The 23,611-nt window shown below is 57.3% G+C and carries 20 protein-coding genes; 6 read left to right on the top strand and 14 right to left on the bottom strand.

Annotated elements, in window-relative coordinates; translation table 11 throughout:
• Positions 1–61: 61 nt before the first annotated feature.
• The 6 genes from OGX81_RS19865 to nasR all read right to left on the bottom strand — a co-directional run bounded on the left by OGX81_RS19865 (position 62) and on the right by nasR (position 11,126).
• Complete coding sequence (locus tag OGX81_RS19865; protein ID WP_012132177.1) at positions 62–2,674, bottom strand: nitrate reductase; 2,613 nt, start codon at positions 2,672–2,674, stop codon at positions 62–64.
• Entirely contained in the window at positions 2,671–6,738 is a 4,068-nt protein-coding gene (nirB, locus tag OGX81_RS19860) for a nitrite reductase large subunit NirB (protein WP_104868601.1), read from the bottom strand. Before nirB ends, OGX81_RS19865 begins: the two co-directional genes overlap by 4 nt.
• A gap of 9 nt (positions 6,739–6,747) precedes the next feature.
• Entirely contained in the window at positions 6,748–7,536 is a 789-nt protein-coding gene (locus OGX81_RS19855) for an ABC transporter ATP-binding protein (protein ID WP_012132175.1), read from the bottom strand.
• A gap of 10 nt (positions 7,537–7,546) precedes the next feature.
• Positions 7,547–8,428 carry a nitrate ABC transporter permease gene (ntrB, locus tag OGX81_RS19850; protein WP_012132174.1) on the bottom strand — a complete coding sequence of 294 codons (882 nt, stop codon included), beginning with the start codon at positions 8,426–8,428 and terminating at the stop codon, positions 7,547–7,549.
• Position 8,429: 1 nt separating this feature from the next.
• Positions 8,430–9,689 (bottom strand): CmpA/NrtA family ABC transporter substrate-binding protein, encoded by a 1,260-nt coding sequence (locus OGX81_RS19845; RefSeq protein ID WP_104868600.1) that lies wholly within the window; start codon positions 9,687–9,689, stop codon positions 8,430–8,432.
• 240 nt (positions 9,690–9,929) lie between these two features.
• A complete protein-coding gene (gene nasR / locus OGX81_RS19840; RefSeq protein ID WP_012132172.1) occupies positions 9,930–11,126 on the bottom strand; it encodes a nitrate regulatory protein NasR in 1,197 nt (398 codons plus the stop codon).
• Positions 11,127–11,199: 73 nt separating this feature from the next.
• On the opposite strand from nasR, the gene OGX81_RS19835 reads away from it, so the two are divergent.
• The 3 genes from OGX81_RS19835 to OGX81_RS19825 all read left to right on the top strand — a co-directional run bounded on the left by OGX81_RS19835 (position 11,200) and on the right by OGX81_RS19825 (position 13,954).
• Positions 11,200–11,553: a DsrE/DsrF/TusD sulfur relay family protein gene (locus OGX81_RS19835; RefSeq protein WP_012132171.1), complete on the top strand. Its 354-nt coding sequence runs from the start codon at positions 11,200–11,202 to the stop codon at positions 11,551–11,553.
• Positions 11,554–11,713: 160 nt separating this feature from the next.
• Positions 11,714–13,498 carry a methyl-accepting chemotaxis protein gene (locus tag OGX81_RS19830; RefSeq protein WP_012132170.1) on the top strand — a complete coding sequence of 595 codons (1,785 nt, stop codon included), beginning with the start codon at positions 11,714–11,716 and terminating at the stop codon, positions 13,496–13,498.
• A 210-nt stretch (positions 13,499–13,708) separates the two neighbouring features.
• Positions 13,709–13,954, top strand: a complete 246-nt coding sequence (locus OGX81_RS19825) for a DUF1883 domain-containing protein (protein WP_012132167.1) — start codon at positions 13,709–13,711, stop codon at positions 13,952–13,954.
• A 30-nt stretch (positions 13,955–13,984) separates the two neighbouring features.
• On the opposite strand, the gene OGX81_RS19820 is transcribed toward OGX81_RS19825, so the two are convergent.
• Positions 13,985–14,680 (bottom strand): gamma-glutamylcyclotransferase, encoded by a 696-nt coding sequence (locus OGX81_RS19820; protein WP_048902386.1) that lies wholly within the window; start codon positions 14,678–14,680, stop codon positions 13,985–13,987.
• Positions 14,681–14,848: 168 nt separating this feature from the next.
• On the bottom strand, positions 14,849–15,079 hold the full coding sequence (chaB, locus tag OGX81_RS19815) for a putative cation transport regulator ChaB (RefSeq protein ID WP_012132165.1): 231 nt from the start codon (positions 15,077–15,079) through the stop codon (positions 14,849–14,851).
• Positions 15,080–15,350: 271 nt separating this feature from the next.
• On the opposite strand from chaB, the gene chaA reads away from it, so the two are divergent.
• Positions 15,351–16,451, top strand: a complete 1,101-nt coding sequence (gene chaA / locus OGX81_RS19810; RefSeq protein WP_012132163.1) for a sodium-potassium/proton antiporter ChaA — start codon at positions 15,351–15,353, stop codon at positions 16,449–16,451.
• Positions 16,452–16,556: 105 nt separating this feature from the next.
• On the opposite strand, the gene kdsA is transcribed toward chaA, so the two are convergent.
• The 6 genes from kdsA to hemA are packed head-to-tail and all read right to left on the bottom strand — an operon-like array spanning position 16,557 to position 21,861.
• Complete coding sequence (kdsA, locus tag OGX81_RS19805; RefSeq protein WP_012132162.1) at positions 16,557–17,411, bottom strand: 3-deoxy-8-phosphooctulonate synthase; 855 nt, start codon at positions 17,409–17,411, stop codon at positions 16,557–16,559.
• A gap of 35 nt (positions 17,412–17,446) precedes the next feature.
• The gene (gene sirB1, locus OGX81_RS19800; RefSeq protein WP_012132161.1) at positions 17,447–18,256 is read right to left on the bottom strand and encodes an invasion regulator SirB1; all 810 of its coding nucleotides are present in this window, start codon (positions 18,254–18,256) and stop codon (positions 17,447–17,449) included.
• A gap of 3 nt (positions 18,257–18,259) precedes the next feature.
• Complete coding sequence (gene sirB2, locus OGX81_RS19795) at positions 18,260–18,652, bottom strand: invasion regulator SirB2 (protein ID WP_012132160.1); 393 nt, start codon at positions 18,650–18,652, stop codon at positions 18,260–18,262.
• Positions 18,649–19,482, bottom strand: coding sequence for a peptide chain release factor N(5)-glutamine methyltransferase (gene prmC, locus OGX81_RS19790; protein WP_104868599.1), 834 nt, complete (start codon positions 19,480–19,482; stop codon positions 18,649–18,651). Before prmC ends, sirB2 begins: the two co-directional genes overlap by 4 nt.
• On the bottom strand, positions 19,482–20,564 hold the full coding sequence (gene prfA, locus OGX81_RS19785; protein ID WP_012132158.1) for a peptide chain release factor 1: 1,083 nt from the start codon (positions 20,562–20,564) through the stop codon (positions 19,482–19,484). The genes prmC and prfA overlap by 1 nt, the downstream gene beginning before the upstream one ends.
• Before the next feature lie 40 nt (positions 20,565–20,604).
• Positions 20,605–21,861 (bottom strand): glutamyl-tRNA reductase, encoded by a 1,257-nt coding sequence (gene hemA, locus OGX81_RS19780; protein WP_012132157.1) that lies wholly within the window; start codon positions 21,859–21,861, stop codon positions 20,605–20,607.
• A 262-nt stretch (positions 21,862–22,123) separates the two neighbouring features.
• Between hemA and lolB the strand changes: the two genes are divergently transcribed.
• Together lolB and ispE are read left to right on the top strand one after the other, a co-directional pair.
• Positions 22,124–22,747: a lipoprotein insertase outer membrane protein LolB gene (lolB, locus tag OGX81_RS19775; protein ID WP_012132156.1), complete on the top strand. Its 624-nt coding sequence runs from the start codon at positions 22,124–22,126 to the stop codon at positions 22,745–22,747.
• Positions 22,744–23,595, top strand: a complete 852-nt coding sequence (gene ispE / locus OGX81_RS19770) for a 4-(cytidine 5'-diphospho)-2-C-methyl-D-erythritol kinase (protein ID WP_012132155.1) — start codon at positions 22,744–22,746, stop codon at positions 23,593–23,595. Before lolB ends, ispE begins: the two co-directional genes overlap by 4 nt.
• Positions 23,596–23,611 lie beyond the last annotated feature (16 nt).

The raw sequence follows: 23,611 nt of genomic DNA, 5'->3' as shown, positions 1-23,611 counted from the left end.
TCTCACACTTAACTAAAACCATAACGTTTCCATCCGCGTTTTGCAGCCCTTTATCGCATTTTCAGGAGAATCCCAGGCTTCCGGCGGATGCCGTTTGCGCCAGCAGCGCTTTCAGCTCCGGTACACATGAGCCGCAGTTGGTGCCGCAGCGTAATGTTTTGCCCAGCGCCTGAACGGAGTCGCACCCTTGTGCGATAGCCTGCTGAATAGCACACTCCCCCACGCTAAAGCAGCTACAGATAATGCGTCCCTGGTCGGGCATCCCGCCGCCCGGTTTGCCACTCAACAGGCCATGCCGTTCAGGGGCGTTTTCCGGCGGATGGCGGAACGCGGCAATCACCGCCGCATCGTCTGTTTCGGGTTTTATCGCATCTGACCAGAACCCCAGCATTAATTGTCCCGCCTGCCAGGCCAGAATATTCAGCCCCTGCGGCGTCTGCGCGGTCTGCAATTGCCAGTGCTGTTCGCGGCACATCGCCAGCAACCAGTCGCGATCGTCACGATCGCTTGCGAGAGTGAAACGCGCCACGCCTTCCGCCGCTTTACGCCACCAGTGAACAAAAGGAGGAAAGGTTATCTCTTCGCGGATGAACAGCTCCCCCTGCCAGCGCGGCTGCCACGGCGTGATGCGTACCGCCGTTTGTTTACTCTCCGGCTGCCCTGATTGAGGATCGCAGACGGGCGCGACCAGCGCATTCACCCTTCCCTGCCGGGCAAAGCGATTATTCCAGTGCATCGGCGTAAACGCCGTCCCTTCCCGCAAGCCGGCCTGAATCACCACTCTGGCGACCATTACCCCACGCGAAGAGCTGATACGGCCAAATGCGCCATCCACCAGGTGGAAACGGGCGGCATCGGACGGTGAAACCTCAACAATCGGTTCGCTAATGTGCTGCATAAGCCGAACCACCGTTCCGGTTCGGGTCATGGTGTGCCACTGATCGCGCAGGCGACCGCTGTTTAAAATAAGCGGATAGAGCGCGTCACAGCGCGTTCTCATGCCCTCCGGTTCAACGGGCACCAGCCGCAGACGCTTATTGCGATGCCAGCCGCGAGCCAGGTCCAGCGCTCCGTGGTGACGGCTGACTGGCCAGCGGACAGGCGCCATTTCATCCCACGCCGCGCGGTTCAGATCCGCCAGCGCGCCAATATCAAACGCGCGGTCGCCGTCATTCTCAAACCCCGACAGCGCAGCGTGTTCCCGAAAGACATCCCACGCATCCTGCCAGGCGAATGCCTCGCCAAAGCCAAGTTGTTTTGCCATCTGCGCGACAATCCACCAGTCTGCTCTGGCCTCGCCGGGGGCGGTTAAAAATGCGCGCTGACGCGAGATGCGCCGTTCAGAGTTGGTGACGGTGCCGTTTTTCTCCCCCCAGGCCAGCGCCGGAAACCGGATATGCGCCAGTCGACTGGTATCGGTATCGGCCACCACCTCCGAGACAATGACCAACGGGCAGGCAGACAGCGCCTGACAGACGGCATGAGTGTCCGGCAGCGATACCGCCGGATTCGTGCCCATGATCCACACCGCCTTCACCTCGCCGCGCGCGATAGCGTCGAACAGATCCACCGCCATCAGCCCTGGCGTCTGCGCCAGCCGCTCCGTGCCCCAGAAACGGGCAACCCGCGACAGATCCTGCGGCTCAAAATTCATGTGCGCCGCCAGCTGTGTCGCCAGCCCGCCGACTTCACGCCCTCCCATCGCATTTGGCTGTCCGGTCAGCGAAAAAGGCCCGCAGCCTTCCCGCCCGTATTTACCGCTGGCAAGGTGTACATTAATGATCGCGTTACATTTATCACTGCCGCTGGCGGACTGGTTAATCCCCATCGTGTAAAGGGTGATTGCGCGCGGCGCGGTCAGAAAGCCATCATAAAACCGGCGGATTTCCGCGGGTTCCAGACCACAAAATTGCGCGACTCGCTCAACAGGCCAGCGGCTGGCGCGGGCAAACGCCGCCTGCGCATCATCAAAATCGACGTCATATTCGCCGCTTGTCGCGATGGCGTGCAGCAGCCCGACAAACAGCCCGCCATCGCTGCCGGGCGTCAGGGCAAGGTGCATATCCGCAATATCACAGGTGGCGGTGCGCCGGGGATCAATCACCACCACTTTCATGGACGGGTTCTCTTTTCGCGCCTGCACCAGGCGCTGATAGAGCACCGGATGCGTCCACGCCGCGTTCGAGCCGACCAGAATCACCAGATCGCTGCGCTCTATATCTTCGTAGCTGCATGGCACCACATCCGCGCCAAACGCGCGTTTGTAGCCCGTAACGGCTGACGACATGCACAGGCGCGAATTGGTATCGATATTGGCCGCACCGATGAATCCCTTCATCAGCTTATTCGCCGCATAGTAGTCTTCCGTCAGCAGTTGTCCCGAGGCGTAGAAAGCCACCGACGCAGGGCCATATTGCGCGATGATACTGCGCAGGCGCTCGCCCGCCGTGTTCAGCGCCTGCTGCCAGCTTACCGTTTCACCGTTAACCTGCGGATGTAATAACCGTCCGGTCAGGCCGGTGGTTTCCCCCAGCGCGGCGCCTTTCACACACAGTCGCCCAAAATTGGCCGGGTGATCGGGATCGCCCTGAACCGTGACGCCCTGTTCGCTGACGCGGGCGATCACTCCACAGCCGACGCCGCAGTAAGGGCACGTTGTCCGGGTTTCATTCATGACGCCTCCGCGCGCAGCAGTAGTGCCTGATTCCCGACCCATACCTTGCCCGCTTCGACTTTCACCGGCCAGGCGCGCACAACGGGCTCACCGCTGTCATACTGCCGACCATCGCGCAGGCGAATACGCTGTTTGTAGAGCGGCGAAATGACAACGGGCTCACCGCCGGCATCCCCCAGAATTCCCCGGGAAAGCACGTTTGCGTCGCTGCCGGGTTCATGGTTATCAAGGGCGTAAATCGTCTGACCAAAGCGGAACAGCGCAATTTGCAGGTTGCCTAAACGGGCGCCAATGCCCGCCTGCTCGGGGATCTCCTCCAGTTGACAAACCTCCTGCCAGGGTTTTGTCGGCAGGATGGTTCTCGCTGGCGCCGCCGGTTTCGCCAGCTGCGGTTGCCCACGTAGCATCTGGCGTGCTACGGCTTCATCCGGTTCGTCGCCGTTCACGCTAGAGCGGAACAGCGCCAGACGCTGCGGATCGTTCAGCGTGGTTTGCCATTCACACTGGTATGTTTCCACAATCCGCGCCATCTCTTGTTCAAGCTCGTCGCCGATACCCAGGCTGTCGTGTATAACCACCTCACGCAGATAGTCGATGCCCCCTTCAAGATTATCCATCCAGGTGCTGGTGCGTTGCAGGCGATCGGCGGTACGGATATAGAACATCAGGAAGCGATCCACGAATTTAATCAGCGTGGCGTCATCCAGATCGCTGGCGAACAGATCCGCATGACGTGGCTTCATACCGCCGTTTCCGCAGACATACAGGTTCCAGCCCTTATCGGTGGCGATCACGCCAACGTCTTTCCCCTGCGCTTCGGCACACTCGCGGGTACAGCCGGAGACCGCCATTTTGATTTTGTGCGGGGCGCGCAGTCCCTTGTAGCGGTTCTCCAGCGTGACGGCCAGACCGGTTGAATCCTGAACGCCATAGCGACACCAGGTTGACCCGACGCAGGATTTCACCGTGCGCAACGACTTCCCGTAGGCGTGCCCGGTTTCAAAACCGGCGGCAACCAGATCGCGCCAGATATCCGGCAGCTGTTCGAGGCGCGCGCCAAACAAGTCGATACGCTGCCCGCCGGTAATTTTGCTGTAGAGCTGATAACGTTTGGCGATTTCGCCAATGGCGATCAGCCCATCCGGCGTTACCTCGCCAGCCGCCATGCGCGGTACGACGGAATACGAACCGTCTTTCTGGATATTGGCAAAATAACGATCGTTGGTGTCCTGCAACGGCAGATGCGCAGGTTTTAGCAGATACTCATTCCAGCAGGAGGCCAGCACCGAGCCCACCAGCGGTTTGCAAATCTCACAACCATGCCCGCGACCATAGCGGCTAATCAGTTGCTCAAAGGTGTGGATGCGGTTCACCCGCACCAGGTGGTAAATCTCCTGTCGCGAGTACGCAAAGTGTTCGCAGATATCCTTTTTAACCTCCACGCCCTGTGCCGCCAGTTGGAACTCCATCACCTGTTTCACCAGCGCGCTGCACCCACCGCAGCCGGTTGCCGCTTTGGTGCACTGCTTGATTGCGCCCATCTCCGTTGCGCCCGCGCTGACCGCCTGGCAAATGTCCGCCTTGCTGACGTTATGACAAGAGCATATTTGCGCGCTGTCCGGTAATGCCGCAACGCCCAACGCTTTCGGCGCGCTGCCCGCCAAAGCAGGTAAAATCAGCGATTCCGGCTGTCCGGGCAGCGCCATACCGTTAAGCATCATTTGCAATAACGTGGCGTAATCCGCCGCATCCCCCACCAGCACGCCGCCCAGCAGCGTCTTGCCGTCCGCGCTGACCACAATTTTTTTGTAGATTTGCTCCGGGCCATGCGTCCACTGATAGCTTTGCGCGCCTGGCGTGCGCCCCTGCGCATCGCCGAACGAGGCCACATCCACTCCCAGCAATTTGAGTTTGGTGCTCATATCCGCCCCGCTGAACGCCGCATCTTCACCGGCCAACTGCGCTGCCGCCACGCGCGCCATCTGGTAGCCCGGCGCAACCAGCCCGAACACCCTGCCGTCCCAGAGCGCACATTCACCAATGGCAAAAACATCCGCGTCAGAGGTCAGACATTGATTATCAATACACACCCCGCCGCGTTCTCCGACATGAAGTCCGGCGCCGCGTGCCAGCGCATCCTGCGGGCGAATACCGGCAGAAAACACCACCATATCCGTCTCCAGACGTTCACCATCCGTAAACACCAACTGTAACCCTTGCGGGGTGGAGTCAATTTCCGCAGTGGATTTCGAGGTATGCACGCTCACGCCCAGCGCCTCGATTTTTTCGCGCAGCATCGCCGCGCCAGCGTTATCAAGCTGAACCGCCATTAACGATGGCGCGAACTCGACAACATGCGTCTCCAGCCCTAATTGCCGCAAGGCGTTCGCCGCCTCCAGCCCCAACAGCCCGCCGCCAATCACCACCCCACGGCGAGAGTGTTTTGCCTTCGCGGCAATCGCATCCAGATCGTCCAGCGTGCGATAGACGAAACACGCCGCTGAATCACCGCCTTTCACCGGCGGAACAAAGGGATATGATCCGGTTGCCAGCACCAGTTTATCCCAGTGCGTTTCATGTCCGCTGGCGGTGCGAATAACGCGGGCATCCCGATCGATCGCCGTAACGCATTGCGACAACCGCAGCTCAATACCGTGGCGGGCAAAAAAATCGCCTTCCACCAGCGAGAGCGATTCTGCGCTGCGCCCGGCGAAATACTCCGACAGATGAACGCGGTCATAGGCGGCATAACGCTCTTCGCCAAAGACCACAATCTGATAGTCAAGATGCAAATTGCGGCTAACGCATTGCTCAAGAAAATGGTGGCCAACCATACCGTGTCCAACAACAGCCAACGTGGGTTTTGTCATAGTCACCTGTCCTGCAGCCGCAGGCTGCGTATCAAATCTGTCGAATAACCAGTCAGGATTCGCCGACGCAGCCTGCGCCAGCAAATCAGTCAACGGCGCGGCGCTGCGGCAATCGCCCATCAGCAGCACCCCCTGTAACCGTCCATTGCGGATCAGCAGACGACGGTAATGGCCGCTCAGCGGGTCAAATGTGCGCAGCAGGTCATCACCCGCCGTGGCGTTTACCTCCCCGGCGCTGAACAGATCGATACCCGTCACCTTCAGACGCGTACCGCTGTCCTGCCAGTGAAAATCAGCGCCGGGGGTTCCCGCCAGGCGGGCCGCCAGCACCTCCGCGTGCGCCAGACAGGGCGCGACCAGCCCCCAGGTCTGCCCGTCGATTTCACAGCACTCGCCTATCGCGCTGATCCCCGCCACCGCCGTGCGCAGTTGCCCGTCCACCACAATTCCACGCTGACAGAGCACCCCGCTTGCCTGCGCCAGCGCCGTATTGGGTTTTACGCCAGTGGCAATCACCACGCGCGTTGCAGACAGCACGCAACCGTTCGTCAACGTGACGTCATCAGGCGTAATCCTGTCGATACCGGACGACAGCACGCAGTCAATCCCGCGTGCGTTAAGGTGTTCCGCCAGCAGTTCCCCGGCCTGCTCATCAAGCTGTTGCTCCATGAACCGATTGCCGCGATGAATTAACGTGACATTGTCACCTTTTAGTCGCAGCGCGGCAGCCGCCTCGACGCCAAGCACACCGCCGCCCAGCACGGCAACCGGCCCGCAGCCATGCAGGATGCTGTCCACATCGTTAATCGTGCGAAAAGCATGCACATGGGGTAAATTAGCGCCGGGGATCGGCGGAATAAACGGAACCGAGCCGGTGGCAAACACCAGCGCATCCCACGCCAGCGTTCGACCGGTGGCGGTGGCGGTACGCGCTATCGCGTCAACGGCGATGACGGTTTCCCCCGTCAGCACCGTGACGCCGTGGCGCTGATACCACTCAGGCGGATGCAGCAGCGTCTGCGCAAAGCGCTTTTCGCCGCCCAGTACGGGCGAAAGCTGAATGCGGTTATACGCATGCTGCGGTTCTTCCCCCACCACGGTTATCGTGAAGGCCTGCGGCGCCTGCGCCAACAGCGCCTCCACCAGACGGGTGGCAGCCATTCCATTGCCGATAATGACCAGTCGCTGCGTCATACCGCCTCCCTACGCCGCCTTCGGCTGCTTTTCGTAGAGGAAGTGAAGAATCTGCTGGCGCAGCTGGTGGTATCGGCTGTCGTCAGCCAGCTGCACGCGATTACGCGGGCGAGGAAGCGTGACGGGCAAAATGTCGCCTACCGTCGCCGCCGGGCCGTTGGTCATCATCAGCACGCGATCGGAGAGCAGCACCGCTTCATCCACATCGTGGGTAATCAGCACAATGGTGGTATTGAGCGACTGCTGGATTTGCATCACCGTGTCCTGCAAGTGCGCGCGCGTCAGGGCGTCCAGCGCGCCAAACGGTTCATCCATCAGCAGCACTTTGGGTTTCATCGCCAGCGCCCGGGCGATGCCGACGCGCTGCTTCATCCCCCCGGACACTTCTCCCGGATGCTTGTGCATGGCGTGCCCCATTTGCACCCGTTCAAGATTGTGTTCAATCCATTCCCGACGCTCTGTTTTCCCCATCGTGCGGCGAAAGACCCGATCAACCGCCAGCGCAACGTTATCGAAGCAGGTCAGCCACGGCAGCAGCGAGTGATTCTGAAAGACCACAGCTCTTTCCGGCCCCGGCCCGGCGATTTCCCGGTTGTCGCAAATAAGCCCCCCGTCGGTAGGGAGCGTAATTCCGGCAATCAGATTCAACAGCGTCGATTTCCCGCAGCCGGAATGCCCAATAAGGCTGACGGTTTCACCTTCATGAATGTCGAAAGAGACGTTTTGCAACGCCAGAAATTCGCCGCTGGCGGTAGAAAAACGCTGACTGACGGCCTGTACCTGAATTAACGGTTTCATGGTGTTCCCCTTATTTTTCCTGCCAGCTAAAACGACGCGCCACCAGCATTAAGCCCTGCTCCAGCAGCAGGCCAACCACGCCGATGATGACGATAGCGATGAGAATGTTTTCCACATTGAGGTTGTTCCACTCGTTCCAGATCCAAAAGCCAATGCCGAGACCGCCGGTGAGCATTTCCGCCGCCACAATCACCAGCCAGGCGATGCCGATAGACAGGCGTACGCCGGTCAGCACCGCAGGCAGAACCGCCGGAAAGAGAATACGGCGCATCACCGTCCATTCCGGGAGTTGCAGGACACGGGCAACGTTAAGGTAATCCTGTGGGATGCGGCGCACGCCTTCGGCGGTGTTGATCACCATCGGCCAGATAGAGCAGATAAAAATAGTCCAGCTTGATGCCGGTTCCGCTTTCTGAAACAGCAGCAAGCCAATTGGCAACCAGGCCAGCGGGCTGACCGGTCGCAGCAGCGCGATCAGCGGGGTAAACATGCGCGAGAAAAAGGTGAACCGGCCGATCAGGAAGCCAAGCGGGATACCCACCAGCGCCGCCAGCCCAAAACCAATCGCCACACGCTGTAGCGACGCCAGCACATTCCAGCCAATCCCCATATCATTAGGCCCACCGTTATAAAACGGGTCGGCAAACAGCGTCAGCGCGGAATCAAGGGTGCTGAGCGGCGTCGGGAAGCCTTTGCTGTTAATGGCCGCCAGTTGCCAGCCCACCACCAGCAGCGCCAGCCCCAGCAATGCGGGAACGGTCCGCTGCGCCAGTGTTCGCATCAGATGCGACAGCGGCGGATTACGCCTGCGCACCGTAACGGGCGGCAGCGTAATCACTTCACCGGCGGCGGGTTCAGGGATGCGTCTTTGCGCGTTTTGTACTGTTTTCATGTCAGGCCCCTTGATGATGGAGAGTGAAACTGTTGGCGTAACGTTCGGGGTCCCGCCCGGTCCATACGGAACCATCTATGAGGGTGCTGGTGCGTAACAGCTGAGAAGGCGGCGTGATGCCGCCTACCGCTGCGGCGGCGTCCCGCCAGATGTCCGTGCGGTTAATCCGGGCGGCGATGGCGTTATAATCCGGCGCGTCCTTGAGCAGCCCCCAGCGACGAAACTGCGTCAGGAACCACATCCCGTCGGAATGCCACGGAAAACTCACTTCCGCATCGTGATAAAAACGAATGGCGTGCGCGTCCTGCCAGCGATGCCCTGCGCCGTTGTCGTACTCGCCCAACATACGTCCGGTCAGGTACTGCTCTTTGGTGTTAAGCCAGGCGCGACGGGCCAGTATTTGTGCGGTTTCGCGTCGGTTTTCCACTGAGGCGTCGATCCAGCGCGCCGCCTCCAGTACCGCGCTGACCAGCGCTCTGGCGGTGTTTGGATGCTGTTCAACCCAGTCACGGCGCGTTCCCAGGATTTTTTCCGGGTGATCGGGCCAGATGGCCTGCGAGGTTGCGGCAGTAAAACCAATGCGATCATTAATCGCACGGGCATTCCACGGTTCACCGACGCAAAAGCCCACCATGTTGCCAATACGCATGTTCATCACCATTTGCGGCGGCGGCACGACGACCATTCGGACATCAGAGAACGGGTTAATCCCCGCGCTAGCCAGCCAGTAATAGAGCCACATCGCATGCGTTCCGGTCGGAAAGGTATGCGCAAAGGTGTAAGTGCCGGGCGCTTGTCCGGCGATCATGTTTTTCAATCCGCCAGCGTCGGTAATGCCTTTCTCCTGAAGCGCCGTCGACAGCGTGATTGCCTGCCCGTTCTGATTTAGCGTCATCAGGTTCGCCATCGGCTGCGGCTTACTGGCAATACCAAGCTCAAGACCATAGAGCAGGCCATACAGCACATGCGCCGCGTCCAGTTCGCCGGAAACGAGTTTGTCGCGCACCGCCGCCCAACTGGCCTCTTTGGTCGGCACAAGGGTAATGCCGTATTTCTTATCAAACCCTTTCAACGCGGCGATGATCAGCGGCGCGCAGTCAGTGAGCGGAATAAAACCTACTCTGACGGTTTCAAGTTCGGGTTTGTCCGACCCTGCCGCCCACACGGACTGCATCAAACCGGGTACCAGCAGCGCCCCGCCCATCGCGGCCCCTGCCTGCAATAATCGACGTCGCGTCAATGAAACAGACCTGTCACCCATACATGCTCCCCATTGCAAAAAAAAAGCGCCCGGCAATGCCGAAGCATTGCAGGACGCCTTTATCCCAAACGCGCGCAAACCGTCGTTGGTTTGCCGCTAAACTGTTTTCAGAACTCTTTTACCATTTCAGTCCTGCAATTCAGATGCCAACATCAACATGCCCCTATTCCGCCGCTTTTCAGGCGGTACGCGAACGCGCTTGCACCCGAATCTGGCACACGATGCCCAGCCGTTGTGCAGCTACCCTTTGGTTGTCACCTGCCAGAGCGATTTCACCGTGAGCAGCGCACGCGCGATGTCCACCATCCGCTGGTTCTTATCCATCGCCATTTTGCGCAGCGACTGCCAGGCCTGCTCTTCAGACAGATTCTGGTGATGCATCAGCACATATTTGGCCTTATCAATAACCTTTCGCTCCTCCAGCGCATCCTGTAGTGACGCCAGTTGCCCGCTAAGCTGCTCCAGCTCCCGCGCCTGTTGCCGCACAACCAGCAGCAACTGCTTATCCCGGCGCAATGAGAACGTATCGTCGGTGGCATCATCCAGCCAGCTGGCGAGCGGCAACGTTGTCTCATCCTGCGCCAGACGGCGCTCCACCGCAGACATTAACTCGGCGATCAGCATCTCCTCGATGCTGCGCAGTTGCTCCAGCCGTTGCGTCTGGAGCGTGAACCAGCGTAAAGCGCTTTCGCCCTTATCGGGCGCAGGCTGGCGCGTACAGGCCAGGCGGCGCCACTGTTCGATAGCGGCTTCCGCTTCGCACTGCTGGCGAAATGCGTGAACCACCGTCGGAGACGCCAGCGATATAAAGGTGTCAAAGCAGAGCTGCTGTCCGTCAATGCGATCCACCAGCTCCTGTCGCATCTCGTGGCTGAACGCCCCTTGCGTAAACCCTATCGCCCCCAGCGCCCGCTCCTGCCCCACCAGCTCCTTACCCTGCATAAAGCTGTACAGCGCGACCATCCCTCCGGCGATGTGGGGATGGTCGATGTTGTCGTTAAGCTGCGGCACAATGCTTAGCAGGTGGCGCAGCGTGCGGCTGTACTGATCCATCGCCTGTGGCGCATCGCTATGCCGTCCACTGACCGCTTCGCGCAGCTGCGGCAACTGCTCCAGACACCAGACAGCCCCGGCGATGCGATGACAGAGCGCGCTGTTCGCCATCGGCCTCATCTCCTGCAACAGGGACTGCAACCGGGCGTGTTCTTCGTCCACCAGCGCGCGGCTGGCGCGTATCTCCGGCCCATAAAGTTGCCCTGCGGAACACAACCAGATGTTGGATGCGCCGCGTTCGCACTGTAGCATATGCACCAGATGGCTAATCCGGGACACCAGCTTCCCTGACTGCGCCAGTTGGCGAAGCTGCGTATTCTCAAGCTGGCGCGCATAATGAAACCATTGGGTGGCGCCGGGGCGGCTTTCCATATTCGTCATCATCGTTGCTCTCCCGGGTAACAGGTCTACCCGTACTACAAGCAATATCCATGCCCCCCTGACAACAGGAGTCAAAATGCAAAAGATAGTGATCGTCGCAAACGGTGCGGCATACGGTAGCGAAGCGTTATTTAACAGCCTGCGTCTGGCCATTGCGCTACGTGAACAGGCCGGCGACCTCGACCTGCGTTTATTTTTAATGTCGGATGCCGTCACCGCAGGATTACGCGGACAGAAGCCTGCGGAAGGTTACAATATCCAGCAAATGCTGGAGATCCTGACCGCGCAGGACGTCCCGGTGAAACTGTGTAAAACCTGTACCGACGGGCGGGGAATCACCACATTGCCGCTCATTGACGGCGTGGAAGTCGGTACGCTGGTCGAACTGGCCCAGTGGACGCTGGCGGCGGATAAAGTTCTGACCTTCTGATCCCTGGCGCGGGAATTGCCCCTGGTTTCCGCGCACCTTCATTAGCGCTTAACGCGCGTTTAGCCCTGCTGATACTATTTTCTTATGGACGCGGTTGCAGCCTCAAGATTCGCCGCCCGGTAGCCGATAGGATTTCCAATACCACACTGAAGGAAATACTATGTTCAGCTCAATTCGCGCCCGTATTATTGCGGCGACAACGGGATGTCTGGTTGTCGCCCTCCTCCTTAACACGCTGATTAACCTTCAGGTAACGCGTCTCGATAACCGACAAGCGCAGCAGGATACGCTCACCAGTACCAGCGCCAGCCACAGTCTGGCGATTGCCGACTGGGTTAGCGGTAAAATGAATATGATTTCCTCGTTGCAGCAGGCGGCGCTAACCGACGATCCGGTGCCGGTATTTCGTCAAATGGCGCTGGGCGGCGGCTTTACGAATATTTATGTCGGGTATGCCAGCAAAACAGCAAAATTCTCCGACCCGGCAGGCATACCGCCAGATTTTGATCCGACGTCACGTCCCTGGTATCAACAGGTTGTCAGCGCTGACGCTGCCGTCGTTACGGCCCCCTATGTTGATGCCGGAACCGGCAAGCTGGTGGTAACGTTCGCCGTTCCGGTGAAAGAGAATGGCGAACTGAAAGCGGTGGTCGCCGGTGATGTCGCGATGGATGCCGTCGTAGCGAATGTACACGGTATTCGACCGACGCCCGCCAGCAGCGGTATGTTGCTCGACCAAAACGGAACGCTCATCGCCGCCAACGATCCGGCGCTGACGATGAAACCTTTCGCGCAGGTCGTCAGCGGCGTGGATTTCAATCAGGTAAAAAGCGGACACCCTGTTCAGGCGCTGATCGGCGAGAGCAGTAAAACGCTGCTGGCGACGCCGGTGCAAGGAACCCACTGGTGGCTGGTCGTGGCGTTAGACGAAAAAGAGGCGACCTCCGGTATGCTGGCGCTGCTGAAGGCGTCCACCCTGTCTCTGCTGCTGTTGGTTCTCGCGGGCGGCGCAGTGATGCACCTTCTGGTGGCTCGCCTGATGAAGCGTCTGTCCACGATCCGCGACGCGATGCATGCCATTGCCAACGGGACGAACGATTTGTCTCAGCGTTTGCCGGACAGCGGCACAGACGAGGTCGCGCAAATCGCCAGGGCGTTTAACGGTTTTAGCGATAAGTTGTCCGTGGTGATGGTACAGCTACGCGATGCCAGCGCCTCGGTGAAAATGGCCGCGCAGGAGATTGCCGCCGGTAACCGCGACCTTTCAGGCCGTACCGAGCAGGCCGCCTCCAGCCTGCGTGAAACCGCCAGCGCCGTTGAGCAAATCACCGCATCGGTCGCCCAGTCCACGGAATCTGCCGCCGAAGCCAACGATCAGGCGCAAAAAGCCTCACAGGCCGCCACGCGCGGCGGCGATGTGGTCTCGCAGGCAATCACGACAATGCAATCTATTGAAGGGGCATCGGCGAAAATCGGCGATATCACCAGCGTGATCGACGGCATTGCGTTCCAGACCAATATTCTGGCGCTGAATGCTTCGGTCGAAGCCGCCCGGGCGGGAGAGCAAGGCCGCGGGTTTGCCGTTGTCGCGGGTGAAGTGCGCAACCTTGCCAGCCGCAGCGCACAGGCGGCAAAAGAGATTAAATCTCTGATCGACTCCACAACTACCAGCGTCGCGACAGGTTCACGTTATGTTCATCTGGCCGGAGAAAGTATGCAGGAGATCCTGTCCAGCATCGGCCATGTCTCCGGCATCATGCATGAAATCAGCATCGCCACCAGTGAACAGATGAAAGGCATTCAGGAAATAAATCACTCCGTGAACCACCTTGATCGCATGGTGCAACAGAACGCTGAACTGGTGGTGCAGTCTGCCGCCGCCGCAGGCGCCTTGCAGAGCCAGGCAGGCGAGCTGGCTGAAACTGCCGGGCATTTCCGAATTTAATCTTATAAGGGCGTGTTTTTGTCGAAAGTTACCACGCCCTTTCAATGATTTTCAGGCATTTTGTCATTTTTGTTTAATGGTTATGCCATTTTTTGATCAAAATCAGCATCCGTGAGCTCACCCTTTGGTGTTATGCAGTGAGTGAAATGTGAACAACATCACGCAGCACTTCCGCAAGGGAGTACGTTGTTTTCAAGAACGGGGTGAAAAATGGCATTAGTGAAAGCAAGTTTGAAATTGTTTGGTGGGGATACGGTGATAGTGCGTTGTTCTGAACGCTGCCACATCCATTTAATGAGCGAGAAAAAACACGTCAAAGACACGCAGACCGATATTTTAAGCGTGCAGAACCGTGATAATGCCTGGCTGACCGTACCGTACACCGGTGTCTGGAACGTGCTGATCGACAGCCACAGCCAGTCACTGGAACACTCCATCAGTTATATCGCAGCCTGATGTTTTTGCCCCTGGATTCAGGGGCAACGCTCAGGCAAATCCGGGGTTGAATCCCCTTTCCGGCTGATTCTCGCCTAACAAGCCTCTGACTTTCGCCACCAGATCGTTCAGACAATCGTCCCGCATCCCCAGTCTGGCAAGCTCCTGTTCCAGCGAGAACAGATATTGCGCGTTGGTGCCCAACGGCCCACTGGCGGCAGCGATCAGCGGCGCGATAATCTGAGCGCGAGTATCCGACTCATACAGCGGGTGTCGCGGGTCCATAATAAACACCAGCGCATTGACCGTCCGGCCATCATCCAGCGCCAGCTGGCACCAGGTGGGAAGATAGCAGCCGGTAATCATTTCCCGCTTCCACAGCAGCGTCAGCTCCTGCTCCAGCGCGTTCTCCGGCAGTTTATAAGCCACGCCAGTAGTTCGCCCGCCCTCTTTCAGCGCCAGCATCCGTCCGGGCTGGCACGCCGTTCCACGCCCTGCCGTCAGACGCAGACAAAACGCCCGGTGCCAGCCGACCAGCGTACCGGTACAGGACTCGTCAAATTCTAACACCGGATTCCACATCAACGATCCATAACCGAAGATCCACACCGGCCCATCATCGGGCCTACAGGCAAGCGTCGCCGCCAGTGAAGCGGCCCGTTGTTCTGCTGACCAAAGTAGTGATTCTTCAATAGCGCCAAACGCCGTTTTACAATCGGCATTCAGTAAAAAATCACGCGTTAACACCTTACACCTCCGCCACTGCAAACTTCCCTGCAACACTTTTTTGACGCCTTCCGGGCATTTTAACTGCTCATTTTGAAACCACTAACAGGACAATATGCAATTCAATCGCCGCTTGCAAGGCAACAGACGCTCAACGCGCATCATTTGCCTGGTCTGGTATGAAGACGATCAGCGCTTTTTATGCCACTTATCATCATCCCCTTTTTGGTAATCATTTTTGACGGCAGCCCAGGCAACCTTATGCGCGGTCTCCTCCCGGCTGGCGTCGTCACGTCTGTCCGCTTTATCTTTATATTGTTCCCAGGCGCTATTAAACGCCTCTTTATAGATATCCTGCGCGTGCGCAGGCAGCACATTCTGAACGCTTTCCGGCAAATCGCTTTTCGTTTTATAAGGCATTGCTGACTCCTCTTTTTGCTGTAAACCTTTAGTGTGGTCAACAATGTTTTGTCTCGCCAGTCGGGTGCTATTTTACTTTTTATTTGTCACTAACCCACTGTTATTCATATACTCTCTAAACAAGACGTACTTTTTTATTCACTCTGCGGGGAAAAATAGCCCATGCCGTAAAATTACGTAAAAACACAATGATGAAGCCGCGATTTCTGTTATTTTTTACAATCTTTAATACATTTATAATTAAAAACACCTGCGGAGATGGAGAATCATAATGACACACGCACATGAGGCGGTGAAAACCCGCCACAAGGAGACCTCGCTTATTTTCCCGGTTCTGGCACTGGTGGTGCTGTTCTTATGGGGAAGCAGTCAGTCACTACCAGTGGTCATCGGTATTAATATACTTGCCCTTATTGGTATTTTAAGCAGCGCTTTCAGCGTTGTCCGCCATGCGGATGTATTAGCGCACCGACTCGGCGAACCTTACGGTTCCCTTATCTTAAGTCTTTCTGTCGTTATTCTGGAAGTGAGTTTAATTTCCGCATTGATGGCCACCGGCGACGCCGCGCCAACACTGATGCGCGATACGCTCTATTCAATCATCATGATTGTAACTGGCGGACTGGTCGGTTTTTCTCTGCTGCTTGGCGGTCGTAAATTCGCCACGCAATATATGAACCTGTTTGGCATTAAACAGTATTTAATTGCCCTGTTTCCGCTGGCGATTATCGTGCTGGTCTTCCCTATGGCGTTGCCAGGGGCGAATTTTACTACGGCTCAGGCGCTGTTAGTGGCGCTTATTTCCGCCGCGATGTACGGCGTTTTCCTGCTGATTCAGACGAAAACGCACCAGAGTTTATTCGTTTACGAGCATGAAGATGAAAGTGATGACGATGACCCGCACCACGGCAAACCGTCCGCGCACAGCAACATCTGGCACGCTGTATGGCTGATCGTACATCTGATTGCCGTTATCGCCGTGACGAAAATGAACGCCAATCCGCTGGAGACACTGTTAACCGAACTGAATGCGCCAGTGGCATTTACCGGTTTCCTCGTGGCCTTGCTGATCCTCTCCCCTGAAGGGCTGGGCGCGCTGAAAGCGGTGTTGAATAACCAGGTACAGCGAGCCATGAACCTGTTCTTTGGTTCGGTACTGGCAACCATCTCCCTGACCGTACCGGTGGTGACGCTGATTGCATGGGCTACCGGAAATGACCTGCTCTTCGGTTTGGGCGCCCCGGAGATGGTGGTAATGGTGGCCTCGCTGGTGCTGTGCCACATTTCTTTCTCGACCGGGCGAACCAATGTGTTGAACGGCGCGGCGCATCTGGCTCTGTTTATCGCTTACCTGATGACCATTTTTGCCTGACGGACAAAAAAGCCCGGTAGCGTTTACGCTTTCCGGGCTTACGAAACCGCGTTTATTGTAGGCCGGATACGGCGTCAGACGCCCTCCGGCACACATCATCCCCGCTTAGTGTTCGGTATCCAGCTCGCCGAAGCTTTTCACCAGATCGTCAATCGCTTTAATTTGTTTCAGGAACGGTTCCAGCTTCGCTAACGGCAGCGCGGACGGACCGTCACATTTCGCATGCTCCGGGTCCGGGTGCGCTTCAATGAACAAACCGGCCAGACCTACCGCCATACCGGCGCGCGCCAGTTCGGTAACCTGCGCGCGACGACCGCCGGACGCGGCGCCAAACGGGTCGCGGCACTGCAACGCATGGGTGACGTCGAAAATAACAGGCGAGTTACCGGAAACTTTCTTCATCACGCTAAAGCCCAGCATATCAACAACCAGGTTGTCGTAGCCGAAGTTCGCACCGCGATCGCACAGGATCACTTTATCGTTGCCGCCTTCGTGGAATTTGTCCACGATATTGCCCATCTGACCGGGGCTGACGAACTGCGGTTTTTTCACGTTAATGACCGCGCCGGTTTTTGCCATCGCTTCCACCAGGTCGGTCTGGCGAGCGAGGAATGCCGGAAGCTGAATGACATCCACCACGTCGGCGACAGGCTGCGCCTGACTGGCTTCATGAACGTCGGTGATCACTTTCACGCCAAACGTTTGTTTCAGTTCCTGGAAAATCTTCATCCCTTCTTCCAGACCCGGGCCACGGTAAGAGTGAATAGAGGAACGGTTGGCTTTATCAAAAGAGGCTTTGAACACATAAGGAATACCCAGCTTCTGGGTCACGGTTACGTAGTGTTCACAGATACGCATCGCCAGATCGCGTGATTCCAGCACGTTCATACCGCCAAACAGCACGAATGGCAGGTCATTTGCCACGTTGATGTCGCCAATGCTAACCACTTTTTGTTTCATAAGATCGCCTTAACCATGGGTAAAATGTCGATTAATTAATGCAAAACAATTTGCTTGTGCGCAATGGTATTAATCTGCGCACGAATCATTTCGCTGATCGGGTCTTCTGGACACTGTTCAACAAAATAACTTAAATCCGTCAACGCAACATGTTCACACTCCAGTTGCGCATAAATCAGCCCCCGGTCGCGGATCTCGTAAGGGTCTTCCGGGTTAAATTGCAGTAACGCTTCGCTGGCGCGCAACGCCAGTTCCATTTGCCGCTCTTCCATCAAGGAAGATTTCAGCGTATCCAGCAATTTGCGAATGACCTCAGCGTTATCCGCCTCATCCAGATCTTCGTTAAACAGTTCAGCGACCGGGCTAATATTGCCCTTCAGCCAGACTTCCAGCGTATGCTCATCGAGCGTTTCGCCGTTAAATGGGTTGATCAGCCACATTTCCCCCTCCAGCGATTCAATACGCAGAATCAACTGGGTCGGGAAAATGACCGGCACCAATGGGAGACCCAGCCGGTGAGCCAGCCACAATAAGATTGCGCCTAACGATACCGCGCTCCCCTGGCGGTTTTTCAGAACCTGATCGAGCCACAATGCATCAGAAAGACGGTAGACGCCGTGGGTATCTCTGAACCCCCACTCGCCATAAAAAAGTGCCAGCAATTTTTCCAGTTGCTCATCCTGAGACAGGAGCTGGCTAATTTCTTCATGCGCCAGACTGGCCAGACGTTCCAGTTCGTCATAGACCGCTTGCGTCGGAAAATCCAGGCGGATCGATTCCGATGCCAGGATCATCCCATCGCACAGTGGCGCTTTATTAAATTCGAAATCAGCTAACGACCTCATGACTTACCCCAGTAACGGTATTTTTGTGGTGGCGAGTTTAATGATGATGTACAGCACCACCAGCGCCAGCGGGAAGGCGATAACGCGCGCCTGCTGACTGCGCGCCTGACGATAATCAAGCGCAATAAAACCCAAAACGATGTAGATGATAACGCCAAACAACTTCTCAGTCAGCCATGTCCCCTGTTCGGTGAATGGCAGGATGTGCGTTTTTATGATCAATCCCGCTCCGCTAAGCAGCAAAACGGTGTCAATAATCGGCGGGACAACCCGCGTCCAGCGTGCGGATGCCAGCGCATGGCGGGTATAGCGCCACCAGAAACGCAGCACGAACAGGCTAACGGAAAGCGTAACGCTGGTCAGATGGATGCCCAGCAGCAGCGTAAATGTATTCATGGCGCGATCCGCCCAAGCGTGATTCGTTCGTTGTCGCCATAATCACGGCAGGTCTCAACCTGAACGTACCCTGCCTGCGCCAACGCGGTTCTGACCGCCACTCCTTGCTGCCAGCCGTGCTCCAGCAACAGATACCCCCCCGGCGCCAGCGCATGGCGCGCCTGCGCGATAATGTGCGTGATATCCGCCATGCCGTTATCGTCTGCGACCAGCGCCGACAGCGGTTCAAAACGCACATCGCCCTGTGCGAGATGGGGGTCATGCGCATCAATATATGGAGGGTTGCTGACGATCATGTCAAATTGCTGCCCCGGCAACGCCGCGAACCAGTCGCTTTGCAGTATGCGAACATTGTGAATCGCCAGATGTTGCGCATTACGGCCAGCCAGCGCCACGGCGTCCGGCATACGGTCTACCGCCGTGACCTCGCAGTCCGGTCGCTCTGTCGCCAGCGCCAGCGCAATCGCGCCGGTTCCGGTGCCGAGGTCGAGAATCCGACACGGCGAATCAGGCAGACGTGCCAGCGCCTGTTCGACCAGACATTCGGTGTCCGGGCGCGGAATCAGCGTGGCGGGCGAGACAAACAGCGGCAGTGACCAGAACTCGCGCATGCCAGTCAGGTGTGCGACCGGTTCGCCGCGCTGACGACGCGCCAGCAACTGCGCCAGTTGCTCACGCTGCGTGTCGGTCAGCGCCGTTTCGCCAAATGCCAGAATAAAGGTGCGCGCCTTACCGGTAACGTGGCCCAGCAAAATCTCGGCATCACGTCGGGGGCTTTCACTCTCCTGTAAGCGGCTTATCGCCTCACGCAACCAGTGCTGGTAATCCATTATTCCTGCTCGGACAACGCCGCCAGTTGGTCGGCCTGATGTTCCTGAACAATCGGCTCAATGAGCATGTCCAGTTTCCCCTCCATCGCCTCATCCAGACGGTAGAGGGTCAGGTTAATACGATGATCCGTCACGCGACCCTGCGGGAAGTTATAGGTACGGTTGCGATCGCTGCGGTCGCCGCTGCCTAACAGGTTACGCCGGGTTGAGGCTTCAGCCTGCTGACGCTTCGCCGTTTCTGCGGCGTGGATGCGCGCCCCAAGCACCGACAGCGCCTTCGCTTTGTTTTTATGCTGTGAACGTTCGTCCTGGCACTCCACCACGATACCGGTCGGTAAGTGCGTAATACGAATTGCAGAGTCGGTGGTGTTAACGTGCTGACCGCCCGCGCCCGAAGAGCGGAAGGTGTCGATACGTAAATCAGCCGGGTTAATATCCGGCAGTTCGGCCTCCGGCAGTTCCGGCATAACGGCGACGGTACAGGCGGACGTGTGGATACGCCCCTGCGATTCGGTCGCCGGGACGCGCTGAACGCGATGGCCGCCGGACTCAAACTTGAGTCGCCCGTAAACGCCATCGCCGCTGATTTTGGCGATGATCTCTTTATAGCCGCCATGCTCGCCTTCACTGGCGCTCATGATCTCTACCCGCCAGCGACGCGCTTCCGCGTAACGGCTGTACATGCGGAACAGATCGCCTGCGAACAGCGCGGCTTCATCGCCGCCCGTTCCGGCGCGCACTTCGAGGAAAGCGTTACGTTCGTCATCGGGATCTTTTGGCAGCAGCAGAACCTGCAACTGTTGCTCCAGTTGTTCACCTTTTTCTTTGGCTTCGCGCAGTTCATCCTGCGCCATCTCGCGCATTTCAGGATCGTCGAGCATCATCTGTGCCGTTTCGATATCATCCTGAACCTGTTGCCAGTCCGTAAAACAGCGAGAAACATCGCTTAATTGCGCATACTCACGCGACAGCGCGCGAAAGCGTTCCTGGTCTGCGATGGTTCCCGCATCACCCAACAGCGCCTGAACTTCTTCATGGCGTTCGTGCAGGGCTTCCAGTTTGGCAACGATAGAAGGCTTCATAGGCGTAAATGCACCCTGTAAAAAATAGATTGGTGTGCTGCTACTCCAGCCCGAGGCTGTCGCGCAGAATATTCAGGCGTTCGTCATCCCCGTCACGGGCGGCCTGTTGAAGAGATTTAGTTGGCGCATGGATCAGGCGGTTGGTCAGTTTCCATGCCAGATCCTGCAAAATGGCTTGCGCGTCGCCGCCCTGTTCAAGGGCTGCCAACGCTTTAACTGTCAGTTCATCGCGTACGTGCTCTGATTGACTACGGTATTCGCGGATGGTCTCGCTGGCGCTTTGCGAGCGCAGCCAGGCCATAAATTCGCTGGCTTCCTGCGCGACAATCGTTTCGGCCTCCACTGCCGCCGCTTTACGCTGCGCCAGGTTATGCGAAATGATGCTTTGCAGGTCATCAACGCTGTACAGATAGGCATTCGCCAGTTTACCGACTTCCGGCTCCACGTCGCGCGGCACGGCAATGTCCACCAACAGCATCGGCTGGTTACGACGGCTTTTTAATGCGCGCTCCACCATCCCTTTGCCGATAATCGGCAGCGGACTGGCGGTTGAGCTGATAATAATATCGGCTTCCCGCAGACGTTCGTCGATGTCGCTCAACGAAATAACCTCAGCTCCCACTTCATCTGCCAGCACTTGCGCGCGTTCGCGGGTGCGGTTGGCGATGATCATTTTTTGTACTTTATGTTCACGCAGATGGCGCGCGACCAGTTCAATGGTTTCACCCGCCCCGACCAGCAACACCGTCACCGTGGAGAGGGATTCGAAAATTTGACGCGCCAGCGTACAGGCAGCAAAAGCAACGGACACGGCGCTGGCGCCGATGTCTGTTTCGGTGCGTACGCGTTTGGCGACGGAAAACGATTTCTGGAACATGCGTTCCAGCGCGCTGGCATGCAGATGGCCTTTTTGCGAATCCGCAAACGCTTTTTTCACCTGACCGAGAATTTGCGGTTCGCCCAGCACCAGCGAGTCCAGCCCGCTGGCGACGCGCATCAGGTGGCTGACGGCGTCGTTGTCCTGGTGCCAGTAGAGGCTATTGCGCAGGTCGTCTTCATTGAGATTATGGTAATCACATAACCAACGAATCAGCGCCTCTTGCAGGTTATCCTGTTCTTCAACGCTGAGATACAGCTCCGTGCGGTTGCACGTCGACAACACCACACCGCCCTGCACCATCGGCTGCGCAAGCAGGCTGTCCAACGCCTGATCGAGCGTATCTGGCGAAAACGTTACGCGTTCTCGCAGCGATACAGGTGCCGTTTTATGGTTAATACCGAGCGCTAAAAGGGTCATGTGTGCGGGAATAGTACCAGCGTTGATAAGGTTAGACTGGGTGCATCATACAGGATGCTCGTGGTCAATAAAAGAGACAGCCTCCTTTTGGAGTAATAGCTTACTGTTTAAATTAAGATAACGTGAACGTAGACGATGTACCCGGTCAGCGCTAGCATTAAGGGTTATAACTGCAACCAACCGACGGGTTCAGTTTGTCGGCCTGATAAGCATAGCGCCATCAGGCAATTATCGCACCGTATTACAAGGATTCGTCATCACTATGACCCTGCCTGATTTTCGCCTGATCCGCCTGCTCCCGCTGGCTAGCCTGGTCCTCACCGCCTGTACGATCAATGCGCCGAAAGGTCCTGGCAAAAGTCCCGACTCCCCTCAGTGGCGTCAGCATCAGCAGGACGTGCGCAAGTTGAATCAGTATCAGACGCGTGGCGCGTTTGCTTATATCTCCGACGATCAGAAAGTGTATGCCCGCTTCTTCTGGCAGCAAACCGGTCAGGATCGCTACCGTCTGCTGTTGACCAATCCGCTGGGCAGTACCGAACTGGAGCTGAACGCCCAGCCGGGCAATGTGCAACTGGTCGATAATAAAGGGCAGCGTTACACCGCCGACGACGCCGAAGAGATGATCGGCAAGCTGACCGGAATGCCCATTCCGCTTAACAGCTTACGCCAGTGGATCCTCGGTCTGCCGGGCGACGCCACCGATTACACCCTCGACGACCAGTACCGCCTGAGCGAAGTGAACTACCACCAGGACGGTAAAAACTGGAAAGTGGTATACAGCGGATACGACAGTAAAACGCAGCCCGCCATGCCGGCAAATATGGAACTCTCTGACGGCAGTCAGCGCATCAAACTGAAGATGGATAACTGGATTGTAAAATGATGACCCACTGGCCATCTCCGGCAAAACTGAATCTGTTTTTATACATCACCGGACAGCGTGCGGACGGTTATCACACATTGCAAACGCTGTTCCAGTTTCTTGATTACGGCGACACGATCGGCATTACGCCACGCGGCGACGGCGAAATTCATCTTTTGACGCCTGTCGAGGGCGTCGAAAATGACGACAATCTGATCGTCCGCGCGGCGCGGTTGCTGATGAAGACAGCGTCCGCCCACGGGCGTTTGCCCGCAGGCAGCGGCGCGGATATCAGCATCGAGAAACGTTTGCCCATGGGCGGCGGTCTGGGTGGCGGCTCGTCCAATGCGGCGACCGTTCTGGTGGCGCTGAATCATCTCTGGCAGTGCGGATTATCGGTCGATGAACTGGCGGAAACAGGCTTAACGCTGGGCGCGGACGTCCCGGTGTTTGTCCGTGGACATGCGGCCTTCGCCGAGGGCGTGGGTGAAATCCTGACGCCGGTAGACCCGCCGGAGAAGTGGTATCTGGTGGCCCACCCTGGGGTAAGCATCCCCACGCCGGTTATTTTCAAGGACCCCGAATTACCGCGCAACACGCCAAAAAGGTCAATAGAAACGTTATTAAAATGTGAATTCGGCAATGATTGCGAGGTTATCGCAAGAAAACGTTTTCGCGAGGTTGATGCGGCGCTTTCCTGGCTGTTAGAATACGCGCCGTCGCGCCTGACTGGTACAGGGGCCTGTGTCTTTGCTGAATTCGATACAGAATCCGCTGCTCGTCAGGTGCTTAAGCAAGCCCCGGAATGGCTCAATGCGTTTGTGGCGAAGGGTGTCAACCTCTCTCCATTGCAAAAAGCCATGCTTTAAGCCGGGCAAGCTGAGT

Origin of the sequence: Citrobacter sp. CK206 (assembly GCF_030333125.1) — a bacterium.
GTDB lineage: Bacteria > Pseudomonadota > Gammaproteobacteria > Enterobacterales > Enterobacteriaceae > Citrobacter_B > Citrobacter_B koseri.
Note: the sequence above shows the minus strand (reverse complement) of the source record. Positions and strands in the feature narration are given on the sequence as shown.

Excerpts from the sequence above, each read along its gene's own strand:
- OGX81_RS19845 (WP_104868600.1), bottom strand. The coding sequence starts at position 9,689 with ATGGGTGACAGGTCTGTTTCATTGACGCGACGTCGATTATTGCAGGCA.
- prfA (WP_012132158.1), bottom strand. The coding sequence starts at position 20,564 with ATGAAGCCTTCTATCGTTGCCAAACTGGAAGCCCTGCACGAACGCCAT.
- OGX81_RS19855 (WP_012132175.1), bottom strand. The coding sequence starts at position 7,536 with ATGAAACCGTTAATTCAGGTACAGGCCGTCAGTCAGCGTTTTTCTACC.
- OGX81_RS19825 (WP_012132167.1), top strand. The coding sequence starts at position 13,709 with ATGGCATTAGTGAAAGCAAGTTTGAAATTGTTTGGTGGGGATACGGTG.
- kdsA (WP_012132162.1), bottom strand. The coding sequence starts at position 17,411 with ATGAAACAAAAAGTGGTTAGCATTGGCGACATCAACGTGGCAAATGAC.
- OGX81_RS19830 (WP_012132170.1), top strand. The coding sequence starts at position 11,714 with ATGTTCAGCTCAATTCGCGCCCGTATTATTGCGGCGACAACGGGATGT.
- OGX81_RS19865 (WP_012132177.1), bottom strand. The coding sequence starts at position 2,674 with ATGAATGAAACCCGGACAACGTGCCCTTACTGCGGCGTCGGCTGTGGA.
- prmC (WP_104868599.1), bottom strand. The coding sequence starts at position 19,482 with ATGGATTACCAGCACTGGTTGCGTGAGGCGATAAGCCGCTTACAGGAG.
- sirB2 (WP_012132160.1), bottom strand. The coding sequence starts at position 18,652 with ATGAATACATTTACGCTGCTGCTGGGCATCCATCTGACCAGCGTTACG.
- sirB1 (WP_012132161.1), bottom strand. The coding sequence starts at position 18,256 with ATGAGGTCGTTAGCTGATTTCGAATTTAATAAAGCGCCACTGTGCGAT.
- hemA (WP_012132157.1), bottom strand. The coding sequence starts at position 21,861 with ATGACCCTTTTAGCGCTCGGTATTAACCATAAAACGGCACCTGTATCG.
- nirB (WP_104868601.1), bottom strand. The coding sequence starts at position 6,738 with ATGACGCAGCGACTGGTCATTATCGGCAATGGAATGGCTGCCACCCGT.
- ispE (WP_012132155.1), top strand. The coding sequence starts at position 22,744 with ATGATGACCCACTGGCCATCTCCGGCAAAACTGAATCTGTTTTTATAC.
- chaA (WP_012132163.1), top strand. The coding sequence starts at position 15,351 with ATGACACACGCACATGAGGCGGTGAAAACCCGCCACAAGGAGACCTCG.
- OGX81_RS19835 (WP_012132171.1), top strand. The coding sequence starts at position 11,200 with ATGCAAAAGATAGTGATCGTCGCAAACGGTGCGGCATACGGTAGCGAA.
- chaB (WP_012132165.1), bottom strand. The coding sequence starts at position 15,079 with ATGCCTTATAAAACGAAAAGCGATTTGCCGGAAAGCGTTCAGAATGTG.
- ntrB (WP_012132174.1), bottom strand. The coding sequence starts at position 8,428 with ATGAAAACAGTACAAAACGCGCAAAGACGCATCCCTGAACCCGCCGCC.
- lolB (WP_012132156.1), top strand. The coding sequence starts at position 22,124 with ATGACCCTGCCTGATTTTCGCCTGATCCGCCTGCTCCCGCTGGCTAGC.
- nasR (WP_012132172.1), bottom strand. The coding sequence starts at position 11,126 with ATGATGACGAATATGGAAAGCCGCCCCGGCGCCACCCAATGGTTTCAT.